26 protein-coding genes are annotated in these 25,610 nt (G+C 71.5%); 14 read left to right on the top strand and 12 right to left on the bottom strand.

The annotated features are described in order from the left end of the window. Positions 1-160: 160 nt before the first annotated feature. Entirely contained in the window at positions 161-1,552 is a 1,392-nt protein-coding gene (locus tag ACFVXE_RS26050; RefSeq protein ID WP_389674599.1) for a polysaccharide pyruvyl transferase family protein, read from the bottom strand. A 276-nt stretch (positions 1,553-1,828) separates the two neighbouring features. Here ACFVXE_RS26050 and ACFVXE_RS26045 point away from each other — a divergent pair, with 276 nt between their 5' ends. After that, on the top strand, positions 1,829-2,902 hold the full coding sequence (locus tag ACFVXE_RS26045; RefSeq protein ID WP_389674598.1) for a hypothetical protein: 1,074 nt from the start codon (positions 1,829-1,831) through the stop codon (positions 2,900-2,902). Positions 2,903-2,980: 78 nt separating this feature from the next. On the opposite strand, the gene ACFVXE_RS26040 is transcribed toward ACFVXE_RS26045, so the two are convergent. Both ACFVXE_RS26040 and ACFVXE_RS26035 read right to left on the bottom strand, forming a co-directional pair. Further along, positions 2,981-3,925: an ornithine cyclodeaminase family protein gene (locus ACFVXE_RS26040; protein ID WP_389674597.1), complete on the bottom strand. Its 945-nt coding sequence runs from the start codon at positions 3,923-3,925 to the stop codon at positions 2,981-2,983. After that, positions 3,922-4,734: an IclR family transcriptional regulator gene (locus ACFVXE_RS26035; RefSeq protein WP_389674596.1), complete on the bottom strand. Its 813-nt coding sequence runs from the start codon at positions 4,732-4,734 to the stop codon at positions 3,922-3,924. The genes ACFVXE_RS26040 and ACFVXE_RS26035 overlap by 4 nt, the downstream gene beginning before the upstream one ends. A gap of 130 nt (positions 4,735-4,864) precedes the next feature. On the opposite strand from ACFVXE_RS26035, the gene ACFVXE_RS26030 reads away from it, so the two are divergent. The 4 genes from ACFVXE_RS26030 to ACFVXE_RS26015 all read left to right on the top strand — a co-directional run bounded on the left by ACFVXE_RS26030 (position 4,865) and on the right by ACFVXE_RS26015 (position 8,500). Further along, positions 4,865-6,211 carry an amidohydrolase family protein gene (locus ACFVXE_RS26030; protein ID WP_389674594.1) on the top strand — a complete coding sequence of 449 codons (1,347 nt, stop codon included), beginning with the start codon at positions 4,865-4,867 and terminating at the stop codon, positions 6,209-6,211. Beyond that, entirely contained in the window at positions 6,208-7,281 is a 1,074-nt protein-coding gene (locus ACFVXE_RS26025; RefSeq protein ID WP_389674593.1) for a dipeptidase, read from the top strand. The genes ACFVXE_RS26030 and ACFVXE_RS26025 overlap by 4 nt, the downstream gene beginning before the upstream one ends. A gap of 288 nt (positions 7,282-7,569) precedes the next feature. Further along, positions 7,570-7,881 (top strand): hypothetical protein, encoded by a 312-nt coding sequence (locus ACFVXE_RS26020; protein WP_389674591.1) that lies wholly within the window; start codon positions 7,570-7,572, stop codon positions 7,879-7,881. A 130-nt stretch (positions 7,882-8,011) separates the two neighbouring features. Then, on the top strand, positions 8,012-8,500 hold the full coding sequence (locus ACFVXE_RS26015; RefSeq protein WP_389674590.1) for a hypothetical protein: 489 nt from the start codon (positions 8,012-8,014) through the stop codon (positions 8,498-8,500). Positions 8,501-8,515: 15 nt separating this feature from the next. Here ACFVXE_RS26015 and ACFVXE_RS26010 read toward each other — a convergent pair whose 3' ends face one another. After that, positions 8,516-8,749 (bottom strand): dodecin, encoded by a 234-nt coding sequence (locus tag ACFVXE_RS26010; protein ID WP_389674588.1) that lies wholly within the window; start codon positions 8,747-8,749, stop codon positions 8,516-8,518. 199 nt (positions 8,750-8,948) lie between these two features. Between ACFVXE_RS26010 and ACFVXE_RS26005 the strand changes: the two genes are divergently transcribed. From ACFVXE_RS26005 to ACFVXE_RS25995, 3 genes are all read left to right on the top strand, one after another. After that, the gene (locus tag ACFVXE_RS26005; protein WP_389674586.1) at positions 8,949-10,205 is read left to right on the top strand and encodes an extracellular solute-binding protein; all 1,257 of its coding nucleotides are present in this window, start codon (positions 8,949-8,951) and stop codon (positions 10,203-10,205) included. A 409-nt stretch (positions 10,206-10,614) separates the two neighbouring features. Continuing rightward, positions 10,615-11,331: a GNAT family N-acetyltransferase gene (locus tag ACFVXE_RS26000; protein ID WP_389674584.1), complete on the top strand. Its 717-nt coding sequence runs from the start codon at positions 10,615-10,617 to the stop codon at positions 11,329-11,331. Then, positions 11,328-12,185, top strand: coding sequence for a lysophospholipid acyltransferase family protein (locus ACFVXE_RS25995; protein ID WP_389674583.1), 858 nt, complete (start codon positions 11,328-11,330; stop codon positions 12,183-12,185). Before ACFVXE_RS26000 ends, ACFVXE_RS25995 begins: the two co-directional genes overlap by 4 nt. Here the strand turns inward: ACFVXE_RS25995 and egtD are convergent. The 4 genes from egtD to egtA are packed head-to-tail and all read right to left on the bottom strand — an operon-like array spanning position 12,128 to position 16,525. After that, a complete protein-coding gene (gene egtD / locus ACFVXE_RS25990; RefSeq protein WP_389674581.1) occupies positions 12,128-13,090 on the bottom strand; it encodes an L-histidine N(alpha)-methyltransferase in 963 nt (320 codons plus the stop codon). The genes ACFVXE_RS25995 and egtD overlap by 58 nt on opposite strands. Further along, a complete protein-coding gene (gene egtC / locus ACFVXE_RS25985; protein ID WP_389674579.1) occupies positions 13,087-13,842 on the bottom strand; it encodes an ergothioneine biosynthesis protein EgtC in 756 nt (251 codons plus the stop codon). The genes egtD and egtC overlap by 4 nt, the downstream gene beginning before the upstream one ends. Then, entirely contained in the window at positions 13,842-15,176 is a 1,335-nt protein-coding gene (gene egtB / locus ACFVXE_RS25980; protein WP_389674577.1) for an ergothioneine biosynthesis protein EgtB, read from the bottom strand. The genes egtC and egtB overlap by 1 nt, the downstream gene beginning before the upstream one ends. After that, positions 15,173-16,525: an ergothioneine biosynthesis glutamate--cysteine ligase EgtA gene (gene egtA, locus ACFVXE_RS25975; protein WP_389674576.1), complete on the bottom strand. Its 1,353-nt coding sequence runs from the start codon at positions 16,523-16,525 to the stop codon at positions 15,173-15,175. Before egtA ends, egtB begins: the two co-directional genes overlap by 4 nt. 146 nt (positions 16,526-16,671) lie before the next feature. Between egtA and ACFVXE_RS25970 the strand changes: the two genes are divergently transcribed. Further along, complete coding sequence (locus tag ACFVXE_RS25970; RefSeq protein ID WP_389674574.1) at positions 16,672-17,514, top strand: TIGR02452 family protein; 843 nt, start codon at positions 16,672-16,674, stop codon at positions 17,512-17,514. A 91-nt stretch (positions 17,515-17,605) separates the two neighbouring features. Here the strand turns inward: ACFVXE_RS25970 and ACFVXE_RS25965 are convergent, their stop codons facing one another. Further along, positions 17,606-18,088: a type II toxin-antitoxin system PemK/MazF family toxin gene (locus ACFVXE_RS25965; protein WP_389674573.1), complete on the bottom strand. Its 483-nt coding sequence runs from the start codon at positions 18,086-18,088 to the stop codon at positions 17,606-17,608. A gap of 143 nt (positions 18,089-18,231) precedes the next feature. Between ACFVXE_RS25965 and ACFVXE_RS25960 the strand changes: the two genes are divergently transcribed. Further along, positions 18,232-18,363, top strand: a complete 132-nt coding sequence (locus ACFVXE_RS25960; protein WP_389674572.1) for a hypothetical protein — start codon at positions 18,232-18,234, stop codon at positions 18,361-18,363. A gap of 32 nt (positions 18,364-18,395) precedes the next feature. On the opposite strand, the gene ACFVXE_RS25955 is transcribed toward ACFVXE_RS25960, so the two are convergent. Continuing rightward, positions 18,396-19,910, bottom strand: coding sequence for a flotillin family protein (locus ACFVXE_RS25955; RefSeq protein ID WP_389674570.1), 1,515 nt, complete (start codon positions 19,908-19,910; stop codon positions 18,396-18,398). A 138-nt stretch (positions 19,911-20,048) separates the two neighbouring features. Further along, positions 20,049-20,267, bottom strand: a complete 219-nt coding sequence (locus ACFVXE_RS25950) for a hypothetical protein (protein WP_389674568.1) — start codon at positions 20,265-20,267, stop codon at positions 20,049-20,051. 49 nt (positions 20,268-20,316) lie between these two features. On the opposite strand from ACFVXE_RS25950, the gene ACFVXE_RS25945 reads away from it, so the two are divergent. The 3 genes from ACFVXE_RS25945 (at position 20,317) to ACFVXE_RS25935 (ending at position 23,431) form a co-directional block, all read left to right on the top strand. After that, positions 20,317-21,339 carry a LacI family DNA-binding transcriptional regulator gene (locus ACFVXE_RS25945; protein ID WP_389674566.1) on the top strand — a complete coding sequence of 341 codons (1,023 nt, stop codon included), beginning with the start codon at positions 20,317-20,319 and terminating at the stop codon, positions 21,337-21,339. A gap of 85 nt (positions 21,340-21,424) precedes the next feature. Next, positions 21,425-21,700, top strand: a complete 276-nt coding sequence (locus tag ACFVXE_RS25940) for a hypothetical protein (protein ID WP_389674564.1) — start codon at positions 21,425-21,427, stop codon at positions 21,698-21,700. A gap of 294 nt (positions 21,701-21,994) precedes the next feature. Then, a complete protein-coding gene (locus tag ACFVXE_RS25935; protein WP_389674562.1) occupies positions 21,995-23,431 on the top strand; it encodes an aldehyde dehydrogenase family protein in 1,437 nt (478 codons plus the stop codon). 158 nt (positions 23,432-23,589) lie between these two features. Here ACFVXE_RS25935 and trxA read toward each other — a convergent pair whose 3' ends face one another. After that, a complete protein-coding gene (gene trxA, locus ACFVXE_RS25930) occupies positions 23,590-23,949 on the bottom strand; it encodes a thioredoxin (RefSeq protein WP_389674560.1) in 360 nt (119 codons plus the stop codon). A 116-nt stretch (positions 23,950-24,065) separates the two neighbouring features. On the opposite strand from trxA, the gene ACFVXE_RS25925 reads away from it, so the two are divergent. Further along, positions 24,066-25,505 carry a dihydrolipoyl dehydrogenase family protein gene (locus tag ACFVXE_RS25925; protein ID WP_389674558.1) on the top strand — a complete coding sequence of 480 codons (1,440 nt, stop codon included), beginning with the start codon at positions 24,066-24,068 and terminating at the stop codon, positions 25,503-25,505. Positions 25,506-25,610: the final 105 nt, after the last annotated feature.

Here is a 25,610-nt window from a genome sequence, read left to right as displayed (position 1 = left end):
ACGGGTACGGCCCGGACGGTCCGGGCCGGGTGCGCGGTCCATGACCCGCACCCGGCCCCGGTGCCCGGCGTCGAAGAGCGGTCCGGTTCCGGCGGGGGAGCGGTACCGCCCGGGCGCCGGAGCCTCTCGTCCGGATCGGGCCGGATCCGGACGAAGGGCCTCAGCGTGCGTTGCGCAGCGCCCGCTTGATGGGACCGGGGATCACCCGGCGCGCACGCTGGTACGAACGCCTGGACGGGCTCTCGCCGTCACGCGCGGCGGGCAGCCTGTTGCTCTTGGCCAGACGCCGTTCCAACTGGACGTTCTGGTCGCTGAGATCGGCCAGCTGGGACTGGAGCCAGTTGAGGCGGGTGCTCATCTCGGGGATGCCGCTGCCGTTCCACGGCCGGATGCCGGCGGGGAAGGCCAGCTCGCTCATGCGGGACTCGAACGCCGCGCCACCGTCACCGTGGACGAAGGTGTTCTCCAGGCCGTTCTTGTCCAGGAAGTTCATGAACCGGTCGAACCGCTCGTGGTGTCCGCGCATCAGCGGCCCGAAGTCCGCCTCGGCGTAGAGGTCCGCGGGGTCCAGGTCCTCGGGGGCCTTGGCGAGCATCCGGTGCGGGATGCCGAAGTAACGGCACAGCTCCAGCGTCCGGGAGTCGCCGCAGAGCACCGTCGCCGGGGTGCCGGCGAGCAGCGCGGCGATGTTGCCGTGGATCCGGGAGCCGAAGGAGAAGTCGAAGCCCCGCAGGTCGTCGATCCAGGTCTTGGGGTCGATGTAGACCCTGACCTTGTCCTCCCCGAACATCGGATGGTCCGGATGGGTGGGTATGTCGCTTATGGCGGCGTTCTCGTGGCTCAGATCGCGCCAGTGCAACTGCCGGGCGTCGGAGAGGTTCTGGCCGATGAAGCGGAGATGGGGGTAGCGGGCGTGGGTGTGATTGATGATCCGCCCGAGCTTGTGCTTCCTGACGGCGTCGTGCGATCCGTTGATCGCGATCCGCGAATCGGGCCCCAGCGGCCGGGTGTTCTCGCGGATGACGAGTTCGCGGCCGCCCATGAACATCGACGGGCAGCCGATGACCTCGACGTCCCGGAAGCCCATGTCCCGCAGGTAGCTCTCGGTGAACTCGCCGCGCACTCCGATGGTGGCGCTGCGGTCCAGGACCGCGGAGACGAACGCGCGCACCGAGGGTTCCATCGCGCGCAGCCGGTTCGCCGAGTAGTTCGTGCCGGTCTGGGCGCCGACGCCCGGCACGACCACCGGGATCTTCAGCTTCGAGATGAGCTGGGTCAGCCGCTTGAGCTGGGGCTCGAAGGACGGCCGGAACGCGTTGGCGAGCGGGATGACGAAGGCGTCGTACTCCTCGTTGATCCGGTCGGCCGCGGCCACGGTCGTCCGGATGCCGTTGGACACCACTTCGGTCCTCGGTGTCTCCAGGATCTTGTGAGTTGCGTCACTGAAGATGAGGTTGCCGGAGTTGGTCGCGAACACGTCCTCGTGGAGGGCGCGCTCGACGGGAACGACGGCGTAAGGGCTTTTCCCCGAACGCAGGAGTATTCGCTTCACATCGGTAACTTTAGATGCCACGAATTAAGGTTAGCTTTACGTAGCTTTTAGTTTCCATCAGCATCGGTACAACCTTTCGCACGCGTGCGGAACGTGACCGTACGGCTACGTGGAGCACCGGCCGCAGTGCGCCGGCCGACCGGAGCGCGGTGCCGCAGCGCATCTTCCCGCGCCCGTAACCCGGCCCGCAGGCCGCCCTCTTGAGGATGCCACAGACCGCGCCCTACGCTTCTGTCCGCGCGGGGACGCGTCGATCGGGGGAGGCGGAAAACGGTCATGACCGACTCGCTGTCCGAGGGCGACATACTCGATGCGGTCGCCCGGTGTGCCGGACGGCACGGCCGGGGAGCGCGGCCCCCGGCCGAGGGCGCGGAGGTCTCCCGCCTGCAGATGCTCGACCTCACCGTCGACCGGTCCATCGAGACCCGCACCACGAAACAGGTCCACAGGGGCGGGCGGCCCGATCTCTCGCACCTGACCGTCTACGAGGGCGATCTGGGTGACTGTCCGGTCGAGCCGCCGGCGGATCCGGCGCGACCGAAGACCGTGGAGTTCGTGCTGCGCGGTTCGGTACGGAAGGTGTCCTGCACCTGCGCCGGCGGCCGGACCCCGTGCGAACGGTGCTCGACGCGCGGAACGCTGCGCTGCACGGAGGGGTCCCCCTGCCCGGAGTGCGCGGGCATCGATCCGTGCACCTGGTGCGACGGAACGGGGAAGCGGCGTACCGGCGCCCCCGCGGCGGCCAGGAGCGGTCCGGCCCGTCCGCGTGTCACATGTGCTGAGTGCCGCAAGCCGGGCACCGCCTGCCCCGGATGCCGGGGAAAGGGCGTCAAGAAGTGTACGAAGTGCAACGGAACGGGCGCCGTGCCGTGCCCGAGCTGCGACGGGGAGGGGTCGACCAGGCATGACGGATGCGACGGCACGGGGACGCTCACCCTCTACACCGGGGGCTTCGTCACGTACACCGCCCACCGGACCTCGCTGACGCTCCCCGAGCCGCGACCGCCGCGCCGCGTGCGACACCGGACGCGTGGCGCCGCCTGGGAACGGGTCACCCTGAAGAAGGCCGGTGCGGCCCTCCCCGACGGCCTGGACCCGTCGCATCACAAGGCGGTCGGGGCGGCGCTCGCACCCCGGCCGGACGAGGTGTCCAGACGCGCCGAGCTCCGCTGGCTGCCACTGGCGCAGGTCGTTCTCGCCGACGATCCGGACCACGTCTTCTATGTCTTCCCCGGACGTGACGGGCCCGAGGCGTGTTCGGTCTGGTCCCGGCGCCGGGTGCTGCGGGCCGCCTGGTCGGCGGCTGCCGCGGCCGTTCTGCTGGTGCTGGTCCTGGCGCTGATCGGCTGAGGACTCCGCCCCGCACCCCGACTGCGTGCCCCGAGGTCCGTCATCCCTCCGTGCGCGGTGCGTCCGGTCGCGCGGCCCTCACAGCTCCAGGTTCGTGCCGAGGTGCCGTTCGCGGGCGGCCGCGTAGGCCACGGCGGCCGCGGCGACATCCAGCGCGGCGTGGCCGGTGGACTTGAAGACCGTCAGTTCACGCGGATCACGGCGTCCGGGGTGGCTGCCGGCGAGGACCGAACCCAGCAGGGCGGCCCGGTCGGGCAGGCAGCCCTGGAGTTCGTGAGCCCCGGCGGGGAGCGGCGAGGTGACCGCACCCGTCCACTCCACGAACAGTGAGCCGTCCCGGACGGTGTCCGGGTCCAGTTCCGGTCCGTGGGAGCCGCCGACCGAGCCGACATGGGCACCCTCGGCCAGCCAGGCCCGGCGCAGTACGGGCTCGCGCGCGCCGGTGCAGCAGAGGACGACGTCCGAGCCGCGCACTGCGCCCTCGACGGTGTCAGCGGTGGCGTGCGGGTGCCGTGCGGCGAGCGCGGCGGTCCGGCCGGCATCCCGGCCGCCGACCACCACGGGCGTGGCTGGGGCCTTCCGGGCCAGCAGATCGACCTGGGCGGTTGCCTGAACTCCCGTACCCAGTACGGCGATCCGGTTCGCGCCCGGCGCCGCCAGCGTCCGCATGGCCAGTGTCGCGGTGGCGGCGGTGCGCACGGCGGTGACGGACTCGGCGTCCATCAGGGCCAGCGGACGGCCGTCCTGCTCGTCGAACAGGGCGACGACCCCGCGGTGGGAACTGCGGCCCGGGTCGGCCGGGTCGGCGAACACGGAAACCAGCTTGGCGGCGAGTCCGAGGCCGGGGACGTGGGCGGGCATCACCCCGAGCAGACCCGCCGGAGCCCGGGCGGCGATCCGGGGCGGCGCGGAGACCTCACCGCGAGCGACCGCGACCAGCGCCACGGTGAGCGCCTCGGCCAGTGGATCCGGTTCGAGGCATGCGCGGGTCTGTGCCGCGTCCAGTACCAGTACCCCGCTCATCGCGCGTCCTCCGTACGGTCGTCGACGGCATGGGCGGACACGTCGTGGGCGGAGCCGGCCGGCGCGGCCGCCGATCCCAGCGCTCCCGACACGTCGGACGTGGCGTCCAGCAGCGCATGGCGCAACTCGGTCAGCAGGGGCTCCTGGAATTCTGCGGCCGGTCCCACCACCGTCAGCGCGCACAACGGCAGTCCCGGCTCGGGTACGACCGCACGGCTCACCGAGGCCACCAGCGCCTCGGTGCGTCCGCTTTCCACCGCGAAGCCGGTCCGCTCCACCCGCTCCAGATCGGCGAGCAGGCCGTGCGGACCGGTCATCGGGTGACCGTCGACCTCGGCGGGCCGCAGGTAGGGGCCGCGGGCCTCCGGGCGGAGCGCGGCGACGAGGGCGAGCGGGCCGGCGAAACGGTGCACGGGCAGCGCCTCGTCGATGAGCAGGCTGATCATCTCCAGCCGCGCAGGGCGGACCACATCCACCACCCGCGACCGGTCGTGCTCCAGTACCTGCAGGTTCACCATCATCCCGGTGCGCGCCGCCAGCGCCTCCAGCGCCGGACGGGAAAGCGCGGCGAGGGAGTTGGCGGAGGCCGTGCGCGAAATGCGCAACACCGCCGCACCGGGCAGGTAATGGTCGCCGGTGCGCAGCACCCAGCCGCGCCGGACCAGGTCGGCGAGCACGCGGTAGGCGGTCGGACGGTGCAGGCCGACGGCCTCGGCGACCTCGCTCAGCCGCAGCGGGCGGCCGGACCGTGAGACCGCCTCCACCAGGTCCAGTGCCTTGTCGACGGCCGAACTGGAGGACCTCGGCACTCCCGACCACCCCTCTCCTCTACTCGGTGGCGTACCAGGACGGTAGCGTACGTTCCCACAGGCGGAATCAGAGTTACAACAGTTGTAATCCATGAACTGGTGCCCGCCGTACGACGGAGAGGTGTAAGCGATGGCTCATGAGGATGTCGGCGCTCCGGCTCCCTTCGCCGCCCCGGCGGAGGGCACCGTGGTGCTGTACCGGGGCGCGACCCTGATCGACGGCACCGGCGGTCCCGCACGCCCGTCCACGTCGGTCGTGGTGGACGGCGCACAGATCCGCACCGTCGTGCCCGACGGCGAGATCCCCGCCGCGCTGCTCGCCGAGGCCCGGATCGTCGACCTCCGGGGGGCGTTCATCGTCCCCGGCCTGATCGACTCCCACCAGCACATCGCCACTCCGCCGAACCGCCCGGTGGCCGAGGCCGTGCTGCGCCGCCAGGTCTACGGCGGTGTCACCGCGATCCGTGACATGGCCGACGACCTCCGCCACGTCGCGGACCTGGCGCGCGCCACCTTGGTCGGGGAGATCCCCGGACCGGACATCCACTACGCCGCGCTGACCGCGGGGCCGGGCTTCTTCGACGACCCGCGCACCTGGCAGGTCTCACAGGGTGCGGTGCCCGGCGCCGTGCCGTGGATGCAGGCCGTCACCGGGGCGACCGACCTGCCGCTCGCGATCGCCGTGGCCCGCGGCACCTACGCCACCGCCGTCAAGATCTACGCCGACCTGCCGGCAGTCACCGTCGCCGCGATCACCGCCGAGGCGCACCGGCAGGGCATGGGCGTGTGGGCGCACGCGGCGGTCTTCCCCGCCTCGCCCGGCGAGGTGGTGGACGCCGGGGTGGACGCGGTCTCCCACGTCCACCTGCTGGTCCATGAGTTCGCCGACCGCCCGCTGACCACCTACAAGGACAAGCCCCCGGTCGACCGGGGCCGCTTCCTGCCGGGCGATGATCCTGGGATGGCCGAACTGTTCGCGCGGATGCGTGAGCGCGGCACCGTCCTGGACGCCACCAACTCCCTGTGGGACTGGCTGGCCGACGACGCCGACACCCCGGAGGCGAAGGCGCAGGCGCGGGCGAACGCCGAGCTGTCCGCCGCGCTCACCGGCCAGGCGTTCCGGGCCGGCGTCGAGGTGTCGGCCGGCACCGACTACGAGACCGCGCCCGGACAGCCCTTCCCCTCGCTCCACGACGAGCTGGTCTTCCTGGTCGAACGCTGTGGCATGCCCACCGCGCAGGCCATCCGCGCGGCCACCCTGGCCGGCGCGCTCAGCATGGGGGCCGATGACGTCATGGGTACCGTCGCCGCGGGGAAGCTCGCCAACTTCGTGGTCCTGCGCCAGGATCCACTGAGCGACATCCGCAACCTGCGCAGTATCGACTTCGTGGTCAAGCGCGGAGTCCGCCTCGACCGCGCCGACTTCACGACACAGGACGACACCCGGCACTCCCCGGAAGGACGGACCGGCCGATGACCACCGCACCCCGCGACATGCTCATCATCAACGCCCTGGGCGGGCTGGAGAATCCCAACGCCCCCGAAGCGGCCGAGGGCGCCGGACAACTTCTCCAGACCATCGACGAGTTGGCCATCGACCGCCGTGCGCTGGCCGACGCCCACGCCTCCGGCGTGAACGCCGTCAACATCACCCTCGGGTACGTGATGGGGGAGATGGAGCCGTACGGGCACACCCTCCACGAGATCGAGGTGTGGGACGGACTGATCCGCTCCCACCCCGACGACCTGCTGAAGGTCCGTACCGCTGCCGATCTGTACCGGGCCAGGGCCGAGGGCAGGGTCGGTGTGATCTACGGATTCCAGAACGGGGTAGCCGTCGGCGACGACCTCGGCCGGATCGCCACCTTTCAGGAACTCGGCGTCCGGGTCTTCCAGTTGACGTACAACCAGGCCAACCACCTGGGCGACGGATCGATGGCCCCGGAGAACCGTGGCCTGACACCGTTCGGCCGCGACGTGGTCGAGGCGGTCAACGACAGCCGGATGATGGTCGACCTGTCGCACAGCGGCGAGAACACCTGTCTGGAGGCCGCCCGGATCTCCACCCGCCCGGTGTCGGTCAACCACACCGGCTGCCGTGCTCTCACCGACCTGCCGCGCAACAAGACCGACGAGGAGCTGCGGCTGGTCGCCTCCCGCGGCGGCTTCGTCGGCATCTACTTCATGCCGTTCCTCAACCCCACCGGCCACGCCACCGCCGCCGACGTGGTCGAGCACATCGACCACGCGGTGAACGTCTGCGGGGAGGACGCCGTCGGCATCGGCACCGACGGTCCGGTCACCTGCATCGACGACCTGGACGCGTACCGCACCCGGCTCGCCGAACACGTCGCCCAGCGCCAGGCCGCCGGTGTCGGTGCCGCGGGCGAGCGCGCCGACACCTACCCCTTCGTGGTCGACCTGCGCGGCGTCGACCAGTTCCGCGAGCTGATACGGCTGCTGGAGAAGCGGGGATACGGATCCGAACGGATCGAGAAGATCCTCGGCCGCAACTTCGCCGACTACGCCGAGCGCATCTGGGGCTGACCCGGGCGGCACAGGTCAACGACGGGGCGGCGACTGCCGGTACGTCCCGCGCGGGGTGCATCCTCGTGCCGGACGTACCCGGCAGGGCCGAGGGCGCGTCACCGCGCGCCGCGAAGCGGCGGGCACCGCACGGGGCCGGCCGCCGGTGAGAGCCCCGGTGCCCGGCGCGACACATCGGGCGGCGAAGGGGTGCCGGGGGCGGACTCTTCGGCCGTACCGGAGGCCGCAGGTGCGGGTAGGCTCCCCGGCGACGACCCGAGCCACCCGCGAACAACCTGCGAGCGACCCATGATCCGAGACCTGTACAACGTCCGGTGGCAGTCCGCGGAACACACGCCCGCACCGCTGACCGACGAGGAGGAGCAGCGCGCGCGAGCGACGCTGTTCAACGATCTCGGCAGCCGGATCTCCGACCACGGCTGGGTCCGGTTCCCCGCGTACTCGCCGGAGGAGCGTCGCCGGCTGGTCGATGTCGCGCACCGTCTGAGCTCGTACTGGGGCCGGCAGGTGTTCGTCGAGGCCGTGGACCAGTGCGTCATGAAGCTGTACCTCGCCGGGTACGGGCAGCAGGCCGGGACACCCCTCCTGCTGCGGAAGTAGGACCGCCGCCGAGGTGACGGCGGGACCGCACCCCTCGTCGAGGACATCCTTCCCGCCGAACAGCCCTCGCCCTGCGCCGTTTTCCGTCCTGCGGGCGTGACACGGTGGCGGCACCTCCTAGGCTGGGCCCGTGACACACGACGCCCGGCCGCTGGCCGTATTCGACCTGGACGGCACGCTCGCGGACAGCGGCCACCGCCAGCACTTCCTGGAAGGGGCCCGGCGGGACTGGAGCGGCTTCTTCGCCGCCGCCGTCGACGATCCGCCGCTCGACGAGGGCGTGCGGCTGGTGCTGGGCAGCGCCGCCGAATGCGAGATCAGGTATCTCACCGGACGGCCGGAGCGCTGCCGCCGGGACACCGTGGCCTGGCTGGCGGAGCACGGCTTGCCGGAGGGACGGGTGTACATGCGCCGCAACGACGACCGCCGTCCGGCCCGGCAGACCAAGCTGGAGATCCTGAAGCGGCTGGGTCGGGAGCGAGACGTGCGGATGCTGGTCGATGACGACGAACTGGTCTGCGACGCGGCCGAGCAGGCCGGCTTCACCGTGGTGCGGGCCCGTTGGGCGGTGGCGTCGCCGTCTCTGAAGGACGCGCAGGAGCGCGAAGGCCGTACGTGATCCGGCCGTGCGCGGTCAGGCGTTCTCGGCGTTCTCGGCGTTCTCGTCGAGCCGGAAGCCGACTTTCAGGCCTACCTGATAGTGCTCGATTCGGCCATCCACGATCTGACCGCGCACCTGGGTGATCTCGAACCAGTCGAGATTGTGCAACGTTTCTGAAGCCCTGGCGACGCCCCGCCGAATGGCGTCATCGACGCCCTCATGGGAGGTTCCTACGATTTCCGTCACTCGATACGTGTGATTGGACATCTTCTGTCCCCTTTCCTCTCTACCACGGTGCCCCACCCTGCCTCGGTGCGCGAGAGGTCGTGGTGGAGAATGCGCGATGAACAGGTCTTGACCAATTGAATGGTCCATACCAAAATCCAGCCACGCCCGTGCGAGCGCCGCCCGCAATCCCCCACACCGGGTTCTGATTTCGTCGTGCCGTTTCGCAGAAGGTGACCCAGTGAAGAACCGCGTACTTGTCGGGGCCGTCGCGCTCGCTTCCACCGTTGTGCTGGGCGGCTGCGGCTACGTCTCGGACTCGGGTGGCTCCGGCAGCAAGAAGGTTACGATCTGGCTGATGAAGGACAGTGCCTCCGCCGACTTCCTGGACCGTTTCAAGAAGTCGTACGAAGAGGAAAACCCTTCCATCGAACTGGAGTTCAAGATCCAGGGCTGGAGCGGAATCGGCCCCAAGGTCACTGCGGCCCTCAAGGGCAAGGAGACCCCGGACGTCATCGAGGTCGGCAACACCCAGGTCGCCCAGTACGCGGAGAGCGGGGGCCTGCGCGATCTGACGCTCGAATCGATGCGCGACCTCGGCAGCGAGGACTGGCTGCCAGGACTCGCCGACCCGGGCAGCATCGACGGCGTCCAGTACGGCATCCCCTGGTACGCGGCCAACCGTGTGGTGATCTACAACAAGGACCTTTTCAAGAAGGCCGGCATCACGAGCCCGCCGAAGACCCGGCAGCAGTGGGTCGCGGACAGCGATCTGCTCAACCGGGACGGCAATCAGGGGATCTTCCTCGCGGGCCAGAACTGGTACGTACTCGCCGGATTCATCTGGGACGAGGGCGGCGACCTGGCCGATGAGAAGGGCGGCGAGTGGGAAGGCTCCCTGGACACCCCGGCGGCGCTCAGGGGCATGGACTTCTACAAGGAGCTCCAGTCGTACGGCAACGGCCCGAAGGACGCCGACGAGGAAAACCCCCCGCAGACCGATGTGTTCGCCAAGGGAGATGTCGCGCAGATCATCTCCGTCCCGGGCAGCGCGAAGCTCATCGAGGACAAGAACCCCGAACTCAAGGGAAAACTCGGCTACTTCCCGATCCCCGGCAAGACCGCGAAGAATCCCGGCTCCGTCTTCACCGGCGGTTCCGACCTGATCGTGCCGGACAAGGCGGGCGAGCGCGCCGCCGGTATCGACGTGGTCAAGGCACTGGCGAGCGCGAAGTGGCAGGAGGATCTCGCCAAGTCCATGAGCTATGTGCCGAACAAGCCGAGCCTCGCACATGTCATCGACGGCCAGGCGGGCACCGCCGCGATGGCCGCGGGCGCCCGGCGCGGTCGCGCGACCCCGAACTCGCCCGAGTGGGCGGCGGTCGAGGCCACCAACCCGATCAAGCCGTACATGACGGCCGTCCTGCTCGGAGGCGACCCGCTGAAAGAGGCGAAGTCCGCTTCGGAACGGATCACCGCCGACCTCGCGGGCAGCTGACCGGACCGGCCGGCCGGGTGGTCCGCCCCCCGGCCGGACCGGTTCGCCCGGTCCGCTGCGACGGGGCAGGGCGTGAGGCCCCGCCCGGAGCACTGCCGCGCGGCAGGTGCCCGGTCGGAGCCGGCACACCCCGGGATTCAGCCGTCGCACATCCAGGCTCCCCACGACCGTCACGTCGAATCCAGCCGGTCACGGAAGAAGTAAGGGGTCGGGCCGTCGCAGCAGTGCGGCAGCCCGGCAGCCGCCCTTGCCGATCCGTTCCCGGAGACCGTCATGAACGTGCTGCCCGTCCCTCCGCTCGTCGCCGGCCCCGCCCGCTCCGGCGCCGGCCGGCTCCGTCCCCCCGGCCCCGTCCGAGGCCACGGCCCCGCCGCACTACCGGGTCTCCCTCGCCGCCGGGCAGGAGGACGTGCGCGCCGCGCAGCGCCTGCGCCACCAGGTCTTCGCCGGTGAACTCGGTGCCAGGCTGGACGGGCCGGAGCCGGGCCTGGACGGTGACGCGTTCGATGCCTACTGCGACCACCTGCTGGTACGGGAGACGGCGACCGGCGACGTCATCGCCACCTACCGTCTGCTCCCGCCCGAACGGGCCCGGGCCGCCGGACGCCTCTACGCGGAGGGTGAGTTCGACCTCGGCCGGCTCGGCCCGATCCGGGACGACCTGATCGAGGTCGGCCGCTCCTGCGTCCACCCGGCCCATCGCGACGGCGCCGTCATCGCCTTGATCTGGGCAGGCCTCGCCCGCTACATGGTGCGCAGCGGGCACAACTGGCTGGCAGGCTGCTGCTCGATACCCCTGGCGGACGGCGGCACGCTGGCCGCCGGCGCCTGGGACACGGTGCGGGCGAAGTACCTGGCCCCCGAGGAGTACTGGGTCACCCCGCACCGCCTCTGGCAGCCCACCGCCGCCACCCGCCCCGCCGGAGCCGCCGCGGCACCCACGCGCACCGGGACGGCCGCCCTGCCGCCGCTGCTCCGCGGTTACCTCCGGCTGGGTGCCTGGGTCTGCGGGGCGCCCGCGCACGACCCCGACTTCGGCGTGGCCGACCTCTACGTACTGCTGTCGCTGCGCCGGACCGACCCGCGCTACCTGCGCCACTTCCTGTCCCTGGCTTCGCTGGCATGAGCGCCTGGCTGCCCACCGCACCCTGCACCCCGCACACCTGCGCAGGCCACAACGGTCCGGCCCGTGGCACAGCGGCGGCCACGGCGCTGCTGCTCGCGGGGTGCTCCCTCGTCCTCGCCGGCGTGGTGTGCGCCGTTCCGGTGGCGTTGCTGGGAGCCGGGCCGCGCGACCGGCTGATCCGATGGTGGGCGTACGGCGTGGTGCGGGCGTTCGGGGTACGGATACGGGTCACCGGCGTCCCGTATCCGTACCCCGGGACGGTGCGCGCCGGTGCGCCCGGCGCCCTGGTCGTCGCCAACCACATCTCGTGGCTGGACATTCCGCTCGTCGCCGCCGTGGTTCCCGGACGGATGCTGGCCAAGAGCGACATCCGGCGGTGGCCCGTGCTCGGCCCGCTCGCCGCGCTCGGCGGCACACTGTTCGTCGAACGCGACCGGCTGCGGGCGCTGCCCGCGACCGTGCGCGCCGTCGCGGAGGCGCTGCGCGGCGGTTCACGTGTGGTGGCCTTCCCGGAGGGCAGCACCTGGTGCGGGCGGGGGACCGGCGGCCGGTTCCGGCCCGCCGTCTTTCAGGCCGCGATCGACGCGGGCGCAGAGGTCCGTCCGGTATGCATCAGCTACCGCACGGGGGCGACCGGCGGACCGGTGGCCGGCGCCGCCGCATTCGTGGGTGACGATCCGCTAGGCGCGTCGTTGTGGCGGGTGGTCAGGGCGGCGGGGCTGACCGCGGAGATCCGCGTGTTGCCGCCGATCCCCGCGGGCACCGGGCCCGGCCGGCGCGAGCTCGCCCGTACCGCTCAGACCACCGTGGCCAGCGACAGTGCGAACCGGTCCGCCGAGTCGGTCCACCACTGAGTCAGCCGCAGCCCGGCGGCGCCGAGTTCGGTCTCGATCCCGTCCTTCCGGAACTTCGCCGACACCTCCGTGCGCAGCTCCTCGCCGGCGGTGAAAGGCACCACCAGATCGAGTTCCGGGATCTTCACCGTGAGCGCCCTGCGGGCCCGCAGCCTCATCTCGATCCACTCGTGGCGCGGATCCCACAGCGCCACATGGTCGAAGTCCGCCGGATCGAAGTCCGCTCCCAGCTCCCGGTCCACGACGGTCAGCACGTTCTTGTTGAACGCCGCCGTCACCCCCGCCGAGTCGTCGTACGCGGCGACGAGCGTCTCCTCGTCCTTCACCAGGTCCGTACCGAGCAGCAGCGTGTCACCGGGCGAGAGCAGCGACCGTACCGACTTCAGGAACACGGCCCGCTCGTCCGGCAGCAGGTTGCCGACCGTGCCGCCCAGGAAGGCGACGAGTCGCGGCCCGGGCGTGCCGGGCAGGGCCAGCCCGTGGGTGAAGTCGGCGATCAGCGCGTGCACGGACAGCTCCGGACGTTGCGCGAGCAGTGCCTCGGCCGCGCCGCGCAGCGCGCTCTCGCTCACGTCGACGGGCACGTAGCTGTCCAGCGCGGGCAGCGCGTCCAGCAGATACCGGGTCTTCTCCGACGAGCCGGAACCAAGCTCGACCAGGGTCCGGGCCCCGGATGCCGCGGCGATGTCGGGAGCCCGGGCGAGAAGGATCTCCCGTTCGGCGCGGGTCGGATAGTACTCCGGCAGCCGGGTGATCTCCTCGAACAGATCACTGCCGTGTGCGTCGTAGAACCACTTGGGCGGCAGCGTCTTCGGGTTCCGGGTCAGGCCGTGGAGTACGTCGGCGCGGAGCGCCGCGTCCGTCGCGTCCGCCGGCATGGTGCGGGTCAGCAGGAAGGGACTCACTCGGAGGGCTCCTTGAGCGGGGTCAGCAGGATGTCGGTGCAGGTCGCGACGAGCAGAGTGCGGTCGGGGACCTGCTGCCAGTGCGGATCGTCGTCGTACGGCTCCGAGGCCACGATCGCGTGGCGGCCCGGTTCGGCGAGATACCACAGGGTGTCTCCCCAGGCCGTCGCCACGATCGTGGTGCCGTCGGTGACCAGCAGGTTCAGCCGGGCGCCGGGCGCGGCACCCGCGATCTCGCACACCGTGTCGGCGACGGCCTGCGGCACCTCGTCGCCCTGCGCGACCCGGTGCTGCACCAGGGCCCACACGAGGGCGGAGTCGCAGCGCGCCGCGAGGGTGAGGAGTTCGGCCGGGGGCAGCGTGGCGGCCAGCGGAGCCAGGGAGCCGGGCCAGCCCGGCACCGCTCCGTTGTGGCTGAACAGCAGGCGCCCCGCGGCGAACGGCGCGGCTGCCGCCTCACCGTCCGCACCCACCTCGGTGGCGTCCCGGACGGCGGCGAGCAGCGCCGTGCTCCTCACCACGCGGGCCAGATCGTCGAAGGACTGGTCGGCCCATACGGGCCCCTGGCGCCGGTAGCGCCCCGGCACCGGGTCGCCGTCCGCGTACCAGCCCACCCCGAAACCGTCCGCGTTGACGGTGCCGTACTGCTGCCGCCGGGGCTCCCAGGACTGCCGGACCAACGCGTGGACCGGTCGGGTCAGCAGCTCCGCCAATGCCACCGAAGGCCCCACGTAGGCAATATGACGGCACATCAGAGATCCCTCGCGGTACGGAACCCGGAGAAGATCTGGCGTCGAACCGGAAGATCCCAGTTGCGGAACGTACCCCGGCAGGCCACCGCGTCCACGGCGAACGAACCGCCGCGCAGCACCTTGTGGTCCGGCCCGAAGAAGACTTCCGAGTACTCGCGGTACGGGAACGGCGCGAAGCCCGGATACGGGAGGAAGTCGCTCGACGTCCACTCCCACACGTCCCCGATCAGCTGCCGTACCCCGAGTGGCGACCGGCCCGCCGGGTACGCACCGGCCGGCGCGGGCCGCAGATGACGCTGGCCGAGATTGGCCCGCTCCGGCGACGGGTCGTCGTCGCCCCACGGGTAGCGCCGCGAACGCTCCGAGACCGGGTCATGACGCGCCGCCTTCTCCCACTCGGCCTCGCTCGGCAGTCGGCGCCCGGCCCATCGGGCGTACGCGTCCGCCTCGTACCAGCTGACATGGAGCACCGGCTCGTCGGCGGGCACCGGCTCCGTCACCCCGAACCGGCGGCGCAGCCACTGTCCCGCGTCACGGTGCCAGAACAGTGGAGCGGTCAGTTCGTGCCGGCGGACCATGGCCCACCCCTCCGGCGCCCACCAGCGCCGCTCGGTGTAACCGCCGTCCTCGATGAACCGTTCGTACGCACCGCAGGTGACCGGTGCCGTGTCGATGAAGAAGCCCGGCACCTCGCGCACATGGGCGGGGCGCTCGTTGTCGAGGGCCCAGGGTTCGGTGGACGTACCCATGGTGAAACGACCGCCGGGGACCAGGACCTCGGCCGGAAGCCCGGCCGCGTCGGTGGGCCTCGGCGGCTCCGGCGCGGTCAGCGCGGCCGGACCCGAGCGCAGTTGATGGGTGATCAGCATCGTCTCGTCGTGCTGCTGTTCGTGCTGGGCGATCATCCCGAAGGCGAAACCGGCCTCCACGAGCGGGCGGCCACCGGTCAGCGCGGTGCTGTCGAGGACGTCCAGGGCCCGGTCGCGTACTTCAGCGGCGTACGAGCGGGCCTCCGCGGGCGGCAGCAGCGGCAGGGACGGGCGGCTCGCCCGCGGATGCTCGAAGGCGTCGTACAGCCCGTCGATCTCCGGTCGCATCGCCTCCCGCCCGGCGACGCCGCGCAGCAGCCACAGCTCCTCCTGATTGCCGATGTGCGCGAGGTCCCACACCAGGGGCGACATCAACGGCGAGTGCTGGGAGATCAGTTCGTGGTCGTCCACGCTCTCGGTGAGCAGCGTGGTGCGCTCCCGGGCGGTGAGGAGGGCCGTGAGAGCGCGCTTCCGGAGCACCTCGGCGTCCGGCGCGGGCGCCGGCGTCGTGGGGGAGTCGGTCATGAGCGGTCCTTCCTTCCCTGTCCCGGACGGACCGCCGACGGCGCCGCGTCCACCGCGGGCATCGACGGCGCCGCGGATATCGCGAGCCGTTCGGCAAGATCGTCGGCCGGGCATCTGCCCCGGGCGACGTATCGCTCGTGGAAACGCGCCACCGCCTGTTGCACGGCCTCGCTCGCACCCAACCGCGGCAGCGCTTCGAGCGCGAGTCCGAAGCACGTGGCGGCTGCCGCCTGCAGTTCGGGGTCGGCGAGGCCGTCGCGGGCGGCGCCCGCCCAGAGCGGGTTGCGCGGCGCGGGCGGTGGTCCCGCGGTCTCGGCCAGCGGTTTGACGGTGCGGTACACGGTCTCGGCGGCCTCCGGGTCGTCGAACAGCGCGGTGGTGACCGCGAGCGGCACGATCCATCCGTCGTCACCCGGCTGCGCGTCGATCATGCGCAGTTCGAGATGTCCGCGCGGGCGCACGGGCGGAAAGAGCGTGCTGATGTGGTAGTCGAGATCGGCGCGCACCGGCGGCCGGGGCACACCCGCACGGATCCAGTCACGGAAGGTCAGTCCCTCGGGCACGGCCCACGGTCCCTCGCCTCCTCGGATGCACATCACCGGGGTGTCCAGCACATGAGCGGCCCAGGCCTCGCGCGGGGCGAGGTGCGCGGGCGGGGCCAGGGTCCGCACCGGATCGAGCTCGGCCCACAACGACTGGCGGGCGGAGCGCCACCGGGTCGGCCTGCCGTGCTGGTACGGCGAATTGGCGAACACCGCGACCAGCACCGCGCCCAGCAGATGGGCCAGCTGCCAGCGCCGCCCGTAGCCGAGCGGTCCCGGTTCCTCCTCGCCGGCGTCCAGACAGACCTGGACCGACGCGGTGGTGCACATCATGGCCCGGCCGGCCGGACCCGACCGGTCGAACGCGACCTCCATCGCGTCGTAGCGGGGTTCGTGCAGCAGACGGCGTGGCGGATGCCACGGGTCGAGGCCGAGACCGGCCGGCGCGAGGCCCGACCGGCCGAGAGCACCGCGCACCGCGGTCAGATCGGCGGCCATGGCATCGATGCAGTCCGTCAGGGAACCGGCGGGGAGCGAGCTGAGCTCCAGCTGTCCGCCGGGTTCGAAGGTGAGCGACGCACTCAGCGGCAGGGTCCGTACGGCGTCGGCAGCCCGCTCGAGCCGCCGACGGTGGACCGGGATCCAGGGGTGCTCACGGTCGTGGATGAGCCATTCGAGCTCGACACCGACCTGTCGGGGCGGGCCGGTCTTGAAGCAGATGCATCGCAGCAGTTCCTCCGCCTCGCGCTCGTCGAGGGGCCTGTCGCACTCGGCCGGACCGTGGCCGGCGGGGGTGTCCGATGACATTCCGGGGCCTCCTTGTCGGTACGTCGTACCACCCAAACCTCTGCCGGGAGATCGCACAAGGGGGCCCCTGTGCGGCGGGAATTCGCTTGCGCCCGGGCCGCAGGGGCGGCGAACATGCCCCATATGCACCACACGGGGGAGTGTCCATGAGCGCCCGGCTGCGCGCCATCGCGGCAGAGACCGAGTCCATCGTCGACGCGGGGTGCTACCGCACGCCCGAGGGGCGCGAGGTCGGTATCGAGCGCGCGCTGGCGGCCGCACTCTCCGGAACGAGGCTGTACGGGCCCGAGCCGGTGCCCGTCGCCGCGCTGGACACCGACCGCCGGGCCGTCGTCGAGGTCACCGGGGAGAGCAGCCTGCAGGCGGCGCGGCGGATGGCCGCTGAGGGGCCGGGTAGGGTCGCCGTGCTGAATTACGCCTCCGCGCGCAATCCCGGCGGTGGGTACCTCAACGGGGCCCAGGCGCAGGAGGAGGCGCTGTGCCGTGGCTCGGCGCTGTACGCCACGCTGCTGCGCGCCGCCGACTACTACGCCCACCATCGGGCCGAACGGAGCGCCTTCTACTCCGACCGGGTGATCCACTCACCGGGCGTGCCGGTGTTCCGAGACGACCGGGGGCGGCTGCTCGACACCCCGTACACCGTCGGTTTCCTCACCTCGCCGGCGCCCAACGCCGGGGTGATCCGCAGCAGGACCCCCGAGGAGGCCCATCGGATCCCCGCGGCGCTCGCTTCCCGCGCCGAGCGGGTGCTGGAGGTCGCGGCCGTGCGCGGGTACCGGCGGCTGGTGCTGGGCGCCTGGGGCTGCGGAGTGTTCCTCAACGATCCGGCGCAGGTGGCCGGTGCCTTCCGGGCGCTGCTCGCCGACGACGGCCGGTTCGCCGGACACTTCGAGCAGATCGTCTTCGGCATCCTCGACCGCAGTCCCCGGTCGGCCACCAGGGAGGCGTTCGTGCGGACGTTCGACGGTGTGGCGCAGCCGCAACCGTGACGTTGGGCCATAGGGGTGGACACCGGCCGTCATGGTGACGTTGGGCCATAGGAGGCAACGCCGTCATGACGGCCGGGTCCCGTGCCGCCGGTCAGTTCCAGCGGTAACGCTCCCGCAGCCGGTCGGCGACGAGATCGAACCTGTCCCGGTCCAGCGCGCAGGCCTCGCGTCGCATCCCGTCCTCGGACACCCGCAGTACCCGGTCCAGATCGACCCAGGAAGGCCGGCCGGAACTGTCCCACGGGCCGGCGCCCAGGGCCACCCACTCGCGCTCCCGGTCGTGCTGTTTGCTGGAGAGCTGTACCGCGAGCAGTGTGCCCGCCGCCTCCCGCGCCACCACCAGCACCGGACGGTCCTTGCCCCGTCCGTCGTTCTCCTCGAACGGCACCCAGGTCCACACGATCTCGCCGGGGTCGGGATCACCGTCGCGGTCCGGGGCGTACGACGTGCGGACCGGGCCCACGTCGTGCGGGTCGGCCTCGACGGTGGCGGCCGGGCCGGTGCGGCCGGGGAAGTCGGTGGTGCGCGTCGAGCCCGCGAGCTCCGTGCTGTCTGAACGCTGATGGATGGTCATCGCAACACCGTAGGGGCTGAACGGCCCATCTCGTGGAGCGGGTCCGCCGAATGGGCAGCAGGTCCGCGGCCGTGGTCGACGGACGCGCGCGCCTCCCGTCCCGGCATCGCTCGCAACCGGGACGGCGACGGACGGAACCGGACGTGTGGCACCCGGACACCACGGGCGCCGCCGCCCAGCTGCCCGCGCCGCGCAGCCACGGTGGGTTCGACACGGTTCTGTGGGCGCCGGACCTCGAGGACCCGGAGCTGTGGCCGGTGCTCGCCCGTGACTGACGGACGGACACCGGCCACGACCACCGGTACGGTCAGGAGGCTGTGCCGTCCGACTGGTCACCCGTCACCGGGATGTGTTCCTTTCGCGGCGACGGCGGCACCGCAGGTACGACACCGTTGACCGGCGGCGGGGTCCGGGGCTCGCCCTTGTCGCCCATCGTGGACAGCAGCTGCCGGGCCAGACCCAGCCCCGTGCCACCCATCGTCAGTGCCTTCGCGAACATCTCCGCCATGCCGTCGGCCCCGTTCAGCAGCACCATGTGGTCCACGCTGCTGAAGGCACCGGCGCCCGCCTCGACGATCTCCGGCCACTTCTCGGCCAGCTGCTGTGCCACGACCGCTTCCTGATTCTCCGCCAGGGCCGCGGCCCTGGCCTTGATCGCTTCGGCCTCGGCCAGCCCCTTGGCCCGGGTCGACTCGGCCAGCGCCAGCCCCCTGGCCTGGGCCGCGGCCGCCTCCGCCTCACCGGTCGCCCGGGTCGCCGACGCGGCGGCCGCGCCGCGCGCCTTGGTGGCCTCGGCCTCCGCGAGCGCCGCCGTCTTGACCCGGTTGGCCTCGGCCACCGCAGCGAGCTCGGTCTCCTTCGCATGCGCCTCGGCGGCCGAGATCCGGGCGTCGCGCTCGCCCTCCGCCAGCGTCCGCTTCTCGTACGCCTGAGCGTCCGCGGGCTTCCGCACGTCCGCCTGCAGCTGCTGCTCGCGGCGCTGCGCCTCCAGCTCGGCGACCCGGGTCTCCTGGACCACGACCTCCTGCCGGGCCGCCGCGTCGGCGAGCGGTCCGGCCTGCCGTGACTTGGCCCCCGCCTTGTCCCGCTCGGCCTGATAGCCGGCCTGGAGGATCTCGCTGTCGCGGGTCGCCTCCGACATCCGCGCGGCAGCCTGCTGTTCCGCCTCGGTGGCCCGGCGGTTGGCCTCGGCCTGGGCGATCCGGGCGTCCCGCTGCACCGCCGCGGCATGCGGCATGGCGAGGTTCTTGATGTACCCGGTCGGGTCCTCGATCTCATGGATCTGCAGCGAGTCGACGATCAGACCGAGCTTCTCCATCTCGGTGCCGCATGCCGCCCGGGTCTGTCCGGTCAGTTTCTCCCGGTCCCGGATCATGTCCTCGACGGTCAACCCGCCGACGATGGAACGGAGATGACCGGCGAACACGTTGTGCACCCGCTCCGCCATCATTTTCTGCTGGTCGAGGAATCGGCGGGCCGCGTTGGCGATCGACACGAAGTCGTCGCCCACCTTGAAGATGACAACGCCCCGCACCCGAAGGGGAATCCCCTGATGCGTGACGCAGTCGACGGAAAGTTCGGTCTCGTTGAGATCCAGCGACATCTTCCGCACCGCCTGTACGCCGGGCATGACGAGCGTGCCGTGCCCGGTGACGATGCGGAACCCCATGCCCTGCCCGAGACCTTCGGTCTTGTGCTTGGAGCCGGAGATGACGAGTGCTTCGTTCGGCTCGGCCACTCGCCACATGAGCTTGAACAGGCCGATCAGTACAATGATGGCAGCGAGTGCCAGTCCCGCCGTGACGCCGATGAGCATCGGCATGCGCCCCCTTATCGCAGTGCCCCGTCGGCACTGCTGAACAGAGGAAGTCTTCTCCTGCGTGAGCCGGCGGAGAAGAGGTGTGCAGAACCTTGCCGCATTCTTGACTGCCGCACCTCTGGCACCGGCGCTGCACCCACCTCAACTGTCGTAGGCGCGCGCCACATAGACCGTGCGCGGCGGCAGATACTCGATCACCGTCACGACCGTTCCCGGTTCCATCCGCTCCTCGGGGGAGGCGGGATGGGCGAGGAAGTGTTCGGCACCCCCGCGGATCCGTACGATCACCTCGCCGACCAGGCCTGGCCCGATCCTTCCGGTCACCCGGCCGAGCAGCCCCACCATCGACGAGTCGTCCATGCCCCGGAGCGTAACCGTTCCGGACCGGTCTGGAAGACTGCCCGACGCCATGGATCAGTTACCCGAGCAGCCCACCGAAGGCCCCGTCCCGACCAGCGCCGACGTGGCGCGGGTCGCCGGAGTGTCCAGGGCCACCGTGTCGTACGTACTCAACAACAACCTGACCGTACGGATCAGCGAGCCCACCCGCCGCCGGGTCAGGGAAGCCGCCTCCGAACTGGGTTATGTGCCGCATGCGGCGGCCCGGAGTCTGCGCGCCGGGCACTCCCGGATGGTGCTGATGCCCACCGGGAGCCATCCGGCCGGTCCGCTCCAGCACCGCTTCCTCGACGAACTCGAGTCCGGGCTGCGCCGTCTCGACTACACGGTGGTCCAGCACGGCAGTCTCGGCCTGGACGCCGACACCGCCGCCCGCGCCTGGGCCGAACTCCGCCCTGTCGCCGTCATCGCACCCGCCGGGGTCGCCCTCACCCCGCAGGGGACGGCCGTGCTGCGACGCTCCGGGGCCAAGGCCGTGATCACCCTCGGTCCGCAGCCGGTCGACGGAGCCCACGCCCTGGTCATGGACCAGCGAGAGGTCGGCAGTTGCGCGATCGGTCACCTGCTGGAACGCGGACGGCGCCGGATCGGGGTGGTCATGCCGGAGGAACCGGGCCTCGCCGTGTTCGCCGAACCCAGGCTGGCCGGAGCCCGGCGGGCCGCGTCCGGTGGCGGAGCCCATGTCGAACCACTGCCCCTGCGGTACGAGGAGGAGTCGGCGGCCGCGCTCGCCGTCCGGTGGCGCACACTCGGACTCGACGCCGTGTTCGCGTACGACGACGCCTACGCGATGCTGCTGATGCGGGCCCTCCAGGACGCGGGCATCGAGGTGCCCGCCGAGACGGCGGTGATGGGCGCGGACGACCTGCTGCTGGGCAGGCTGCTGCGGCCCAGACTGAGCAGCGTGCGGATGGAACTGGCGACGGCGCAGCCGCTGGCGGACCTGGTCGACCGGCTGGTCCAGCACCCCGCAGGCATGCTGGAGCGCCATGACCTGCTGCGAGCGCGGGCCGTCCCCAGAGAGTCCGGCTGAGGGGCGCACGACTGTGCCGTACCAGGGCACCGGCGCAACACGGCAGCGCGGCAACGTGCGCGTCGCGCATCGCTTGCCTAGCGTCATGACCATGAGCCACCCGCAGAGTTACGAGATCCTGCTCGTCCCCGAATTCACCGACGCCGCCCCCGATGCCCGGCCGGCCGGCGCGGCCATCCGCTCGGCCGTCGTGAAGGCCACCGGCGAGACGGGGGCGTCGGGATATCCCCGGTACGCCGGCGAGGGCATGGTGGCGGACATCGATCCGGCGACGAAGACCGTCGAGGCGCTGCTCGTCGACGGGGCGGAACTCGACTACGGACTGTCGGTCAGGGTCTCGGAGCGAACTGCCGACGGCTGAGCGACGGGGCGCGCAACCTGCTTCCGGAGGTGCGGATTCGGCGGACGGACCGGGCGCGGGGCCGACGTGCGCCCCGCTACGGAAATCCCGATCAACAGTTCGATCAACTCCTTCTTCGGTCGGAGCGGCGTGACTACGATGTTGCACGTTCAACCGGGCGAGTCTCGTTCGATGGCCGGACGCAGCTCGCACGGCTGCGCCGGATCGCGCAGTCCCCGCGAAGCCACTGCCGCACGCCCCGCGCGCCCCTGCGAAGGGGGACCGCCCCTCGAACCGATCGACTGGAGAGCCTTCATGCCCTTGCTCGACCCCAAAGCCTGGCAGCCCCGAGCGCTCGCGGGAGGTGAGTCGGATGTCGTCGAGCCCGCCACCGGCGACGTGCTCGGACGTATCGCCCTTGCGGCGCCCGGGGACGTGACCGAGGCCGCCGAAGCCGCGGCCGCCGCCCAGGCCGCCTGGTCCCGCACTCCGCACTTCGTGCGCGCCGCGGTCCTGCGCCGGGCCGGTGACCTGTTCACCGCCCACGCCGACGAGTTGCGCGAATGGCTCGTGCGGGAGTCCGGATCGATCCCCGGCAAGGCCGATTTCGAACTCCATGTGGCTGCCCAGGAGTGCTACGAAGCCGCCGCGCTCGCCTCCCGTCCGGCCGGTGAGGTACTGCCCAGCGAGGACCGGCGGCTCTCGTACACCCGACGGGTTCCGGTCGGCGTCGTCGGCGTGATCGCCCCGTTCAACGCGCCGTTGATCCTCTCCATCCGGTCCGTCGCCCCCGCACTCGCGCTGGGCAACGCCGTCCTCCTCAAGCCCGACCCGCGCACCGCGGTCTGCGGCGGGCTCGCGCTTGCCGCCGTGTTCGCCGAGGCCGGACTCGACGAGGAGTTGCTGCACGTCCTGCCGGGCGGGGCCGAGGTCGGCCAGGCGTTGGTCGCCGAGCCGCGCGTGCCGGTCATCTCCTTCACCGGCTCGACCGCCGCGGGCCGTGCGGTGGGCGAGGCGGCGGGACGGCTCCTCAAGCGAGCCCACCTGGAACTCGGCGGCAACTCCGCCCTCGTCGTCCTGGAGGACGCCGACCTGGAGGGCGCGGTGGCCCAGGCCACCTGGGGGTCCTTCTTCCACCAGGGCCAGATCTGCATGACCACCGGCCGGCATCTCGTGCACTCCTCGCTCCACGACGAGTACGTCGAGCGGCTCGTCGCCAAGGCCGACGCGCTGGCCGTCGGTGACCCGCACCGCGAGCAGGTCCACCTCGGTCCGATCATCGACCGCGGCCAGCTCGCCAAGATCCACCGCCTGGTGGAGTCGAGCACTGCGCGCGGCGCGAAGCTCGCCGCCGGCGGCACCCACCGCGAACTCTTCTACCGCCCCACCGTTCTCACCCATGTCGACGACGGGACACCCGCGTACGCGGAAGAGGTCTTCGGCCCGGTCGCCCCCGTACGGTCCTTCGACACGCTGGACGAGGCAGCGGCGCTGGCCGCCGACAGCCCGTACGGACTCTCGCTGGGCATCATCACCCGCGACACCGCACTCGGGCTGGAACTCGCCGACCGCATCCCGACCGGTATCGCGCACATCAACGACCAGACGGTGAACGACGAGGCGGTCGCGCCGTTCGGAGGCATCGCCGCCTCCGGCACCGGCGCCCGGTTCGGGGGCGAGGCCAACCTGGAGGCATTCACCGAGCTGCGCTGGACCACGGTGCGGCGCGCACCGGCCGGCCACCCGTTCTGACCCGCACGCCGAGGGGCCCGGTCCACGGACAGCGATGTCCACGGACCGGGCCCCTCGGCGTACGGCTGCGTTCGCTCGCCCGGATCATGCCCGGCTCGCGCGCCCCGGCACCGGACCGGGCCCGATGGGGCCGACCCTGAAGTAGGACCCCGGCGCCGCTACTTCTGCTCGTCGATGGACTTGCGCACCTCGTCCATGTCCAGCTTCCGGGCCTGTCCGATGACATCCTCCAGCGCCGCCTCCGGCAGCGCCCCGGGCTGGGAGAACACCGCCACGTTGTCGCGGACGATCATCAGCGTCGGAATGGACCGGATCTCGAAGGCCGCCGCCAGCTCCTGCTGCGCCTCCGTGTCGACCTTCGCGAAGACCAGGTCCTCGTGGCGCTGGGACGCAGCGTCGTACACCGGCGCGAACTGCCGACACGGGCCGCACCAGGAAGCCCAGAAGTCGATCAGGACGAACTCGTTCCCGCTGACGACCTCATCGAAGTTTTCCTTGGTGAGCTCTACGGTGCTCATGCTCTTGATACCTCTTCCTGTGCCCGTTCGGACGTACCGGGCACAACGGTGCCCTGTCCTGCGCTATTCCGCCTGCCCGTGTGGCCACAGCCCACACCCACGATCAGACTGTCCCCATGACAGATGCTGTGGAGAACGCCGTGTACGACGTCGTGGTGATCGGCGCCGGTCCGGTGGGTGAGAACGTGGCGGACCGGACCCGCGCGGCCGGCCTGTCCACGGCGGTCGTCGAGTCGGAGCTCGTCGGCGGGGAGTGCTCGTACTGGGCCTGCATCCCCAGCAAAGCCCTGCTGCGCCCGGTCGTGGCCCGCGCCGACGCCCGCAGGGTCCCCGGTCTCAGCGCGTCCGTGCAGGGACCGCTGGACGCCGCGGCGGTCCTCGCCCACCGTGACGAGTATGTCTCGTACTGGAAGGACGACGGGCAGGTCACCTGGCTGGAGGGCATCGGGGCGGACCTCTACCGGGGGAAGGGGCGGCTCACCGGTACGAAGGAGGTCTCCGTCACCGCACCCGACGGCACCGTGCACCGGCTGACCGCTCGGCATGCCGTCGCCGTCTGCACCGGCAGCCGCGCCGTCGTTCCCGACCTGCCCGGAGTCGCCGACGCCCGCCCCTGGACCAGCCGCGAGGCGACCAGCGCGAAGGAAGTGCCCGGCCGTCTGGTGATCGTCGGCGGGGGAGTGGTCGGAGCGGAGATGGCCACTGTCTGGCAGGCCCTCGGCGCCCAGGTGACGATGCTGATCCGCGGCTCGGGCCCGCTGCCGAAGATGGAACCCTTCGCGGGCGAGCTCGTCGCCGAGGCACTGACGGAGGCCGGAGCCGATGTGCGTACGGGAGTGTCCGTCACCTCGGTACGGCGCTCCGCCCCCGACAGCCCGGTGACCGTCGAACTGGACAGCGGCGAGCACATCGAGGCCGACGAGATCCTCTTCGCCACCGGCCGGGCTCCGCGCACGGGCGATCTCGGCCTGGAGAAGGTGGGCCTGACGCCCGGCTCGTGGCTCCAGGTCGACGACAGCTGCCGCGTGGAGGGCAGCAGCTGGCTCTACGGCGTCGGCGATGTGAACCACCGCGCGCTCCTCACCCACCAGGGCAAGTACCAGGCACGGATCGCAGGAGCGGCGATCGCCGCACGTGCCCAGGGCGTCCCGCAACTGGAGAGCGACCGTTGGGGCGTTCATGCCGCCACCGCCGACCACGCCGCCGTCCCCCAGGTCGTGTTCACCGACCCGGAGGCCGCGTCCGTGGGCCTCACCCTCGCCGAGGCCGAACGAGCAGGGCACCGCGTCCGAGCCGTCGACCACGATCTCGCCGCGGTCAGCGGTTCGGGGCTGTACGCGGACGGATACAGGGGCCGCGCCCGCATGGTCGTCGATCTCGACAGGGAGATCCTGCTAGGGGTCACCTTCGTCGGTCCCGGCATCGGCGAACTGCTGCACTCCGCGACGGTCGCGGTCGCGGGCGAAGTCCCGATCGACCGGCTCTGGCACGCCGTCCCCGCCTTTCCGACGATCAGTGAGGTGTGGCTGCGGCTGCTCGAAAATTTCCGTGGTTAGGGCCTAGGCCCTAGGGCGTGTTTCGAAAGTCCCGCCTGCTCGGCGACGTCTCGCACGCACGCTCGCCGCGTTGTCGGGATCCCCCCGATACATCCAGTATCGGGG

The sequence above is a fragment of the Streptomyces sp. NPDC058231 genome (assembly GCF_042882275.1).
Classification (GTDB): Bacteria; Actinomycetota; Actinomycetes; order Streptomycetales; family Streptomycetaceae; genus Streptomyces.
The sequence above is the reverse complement of the archived record's forward strand: the minus strand, read 5'-3'. Positions and strand labels throughout refer to the sequence as shown.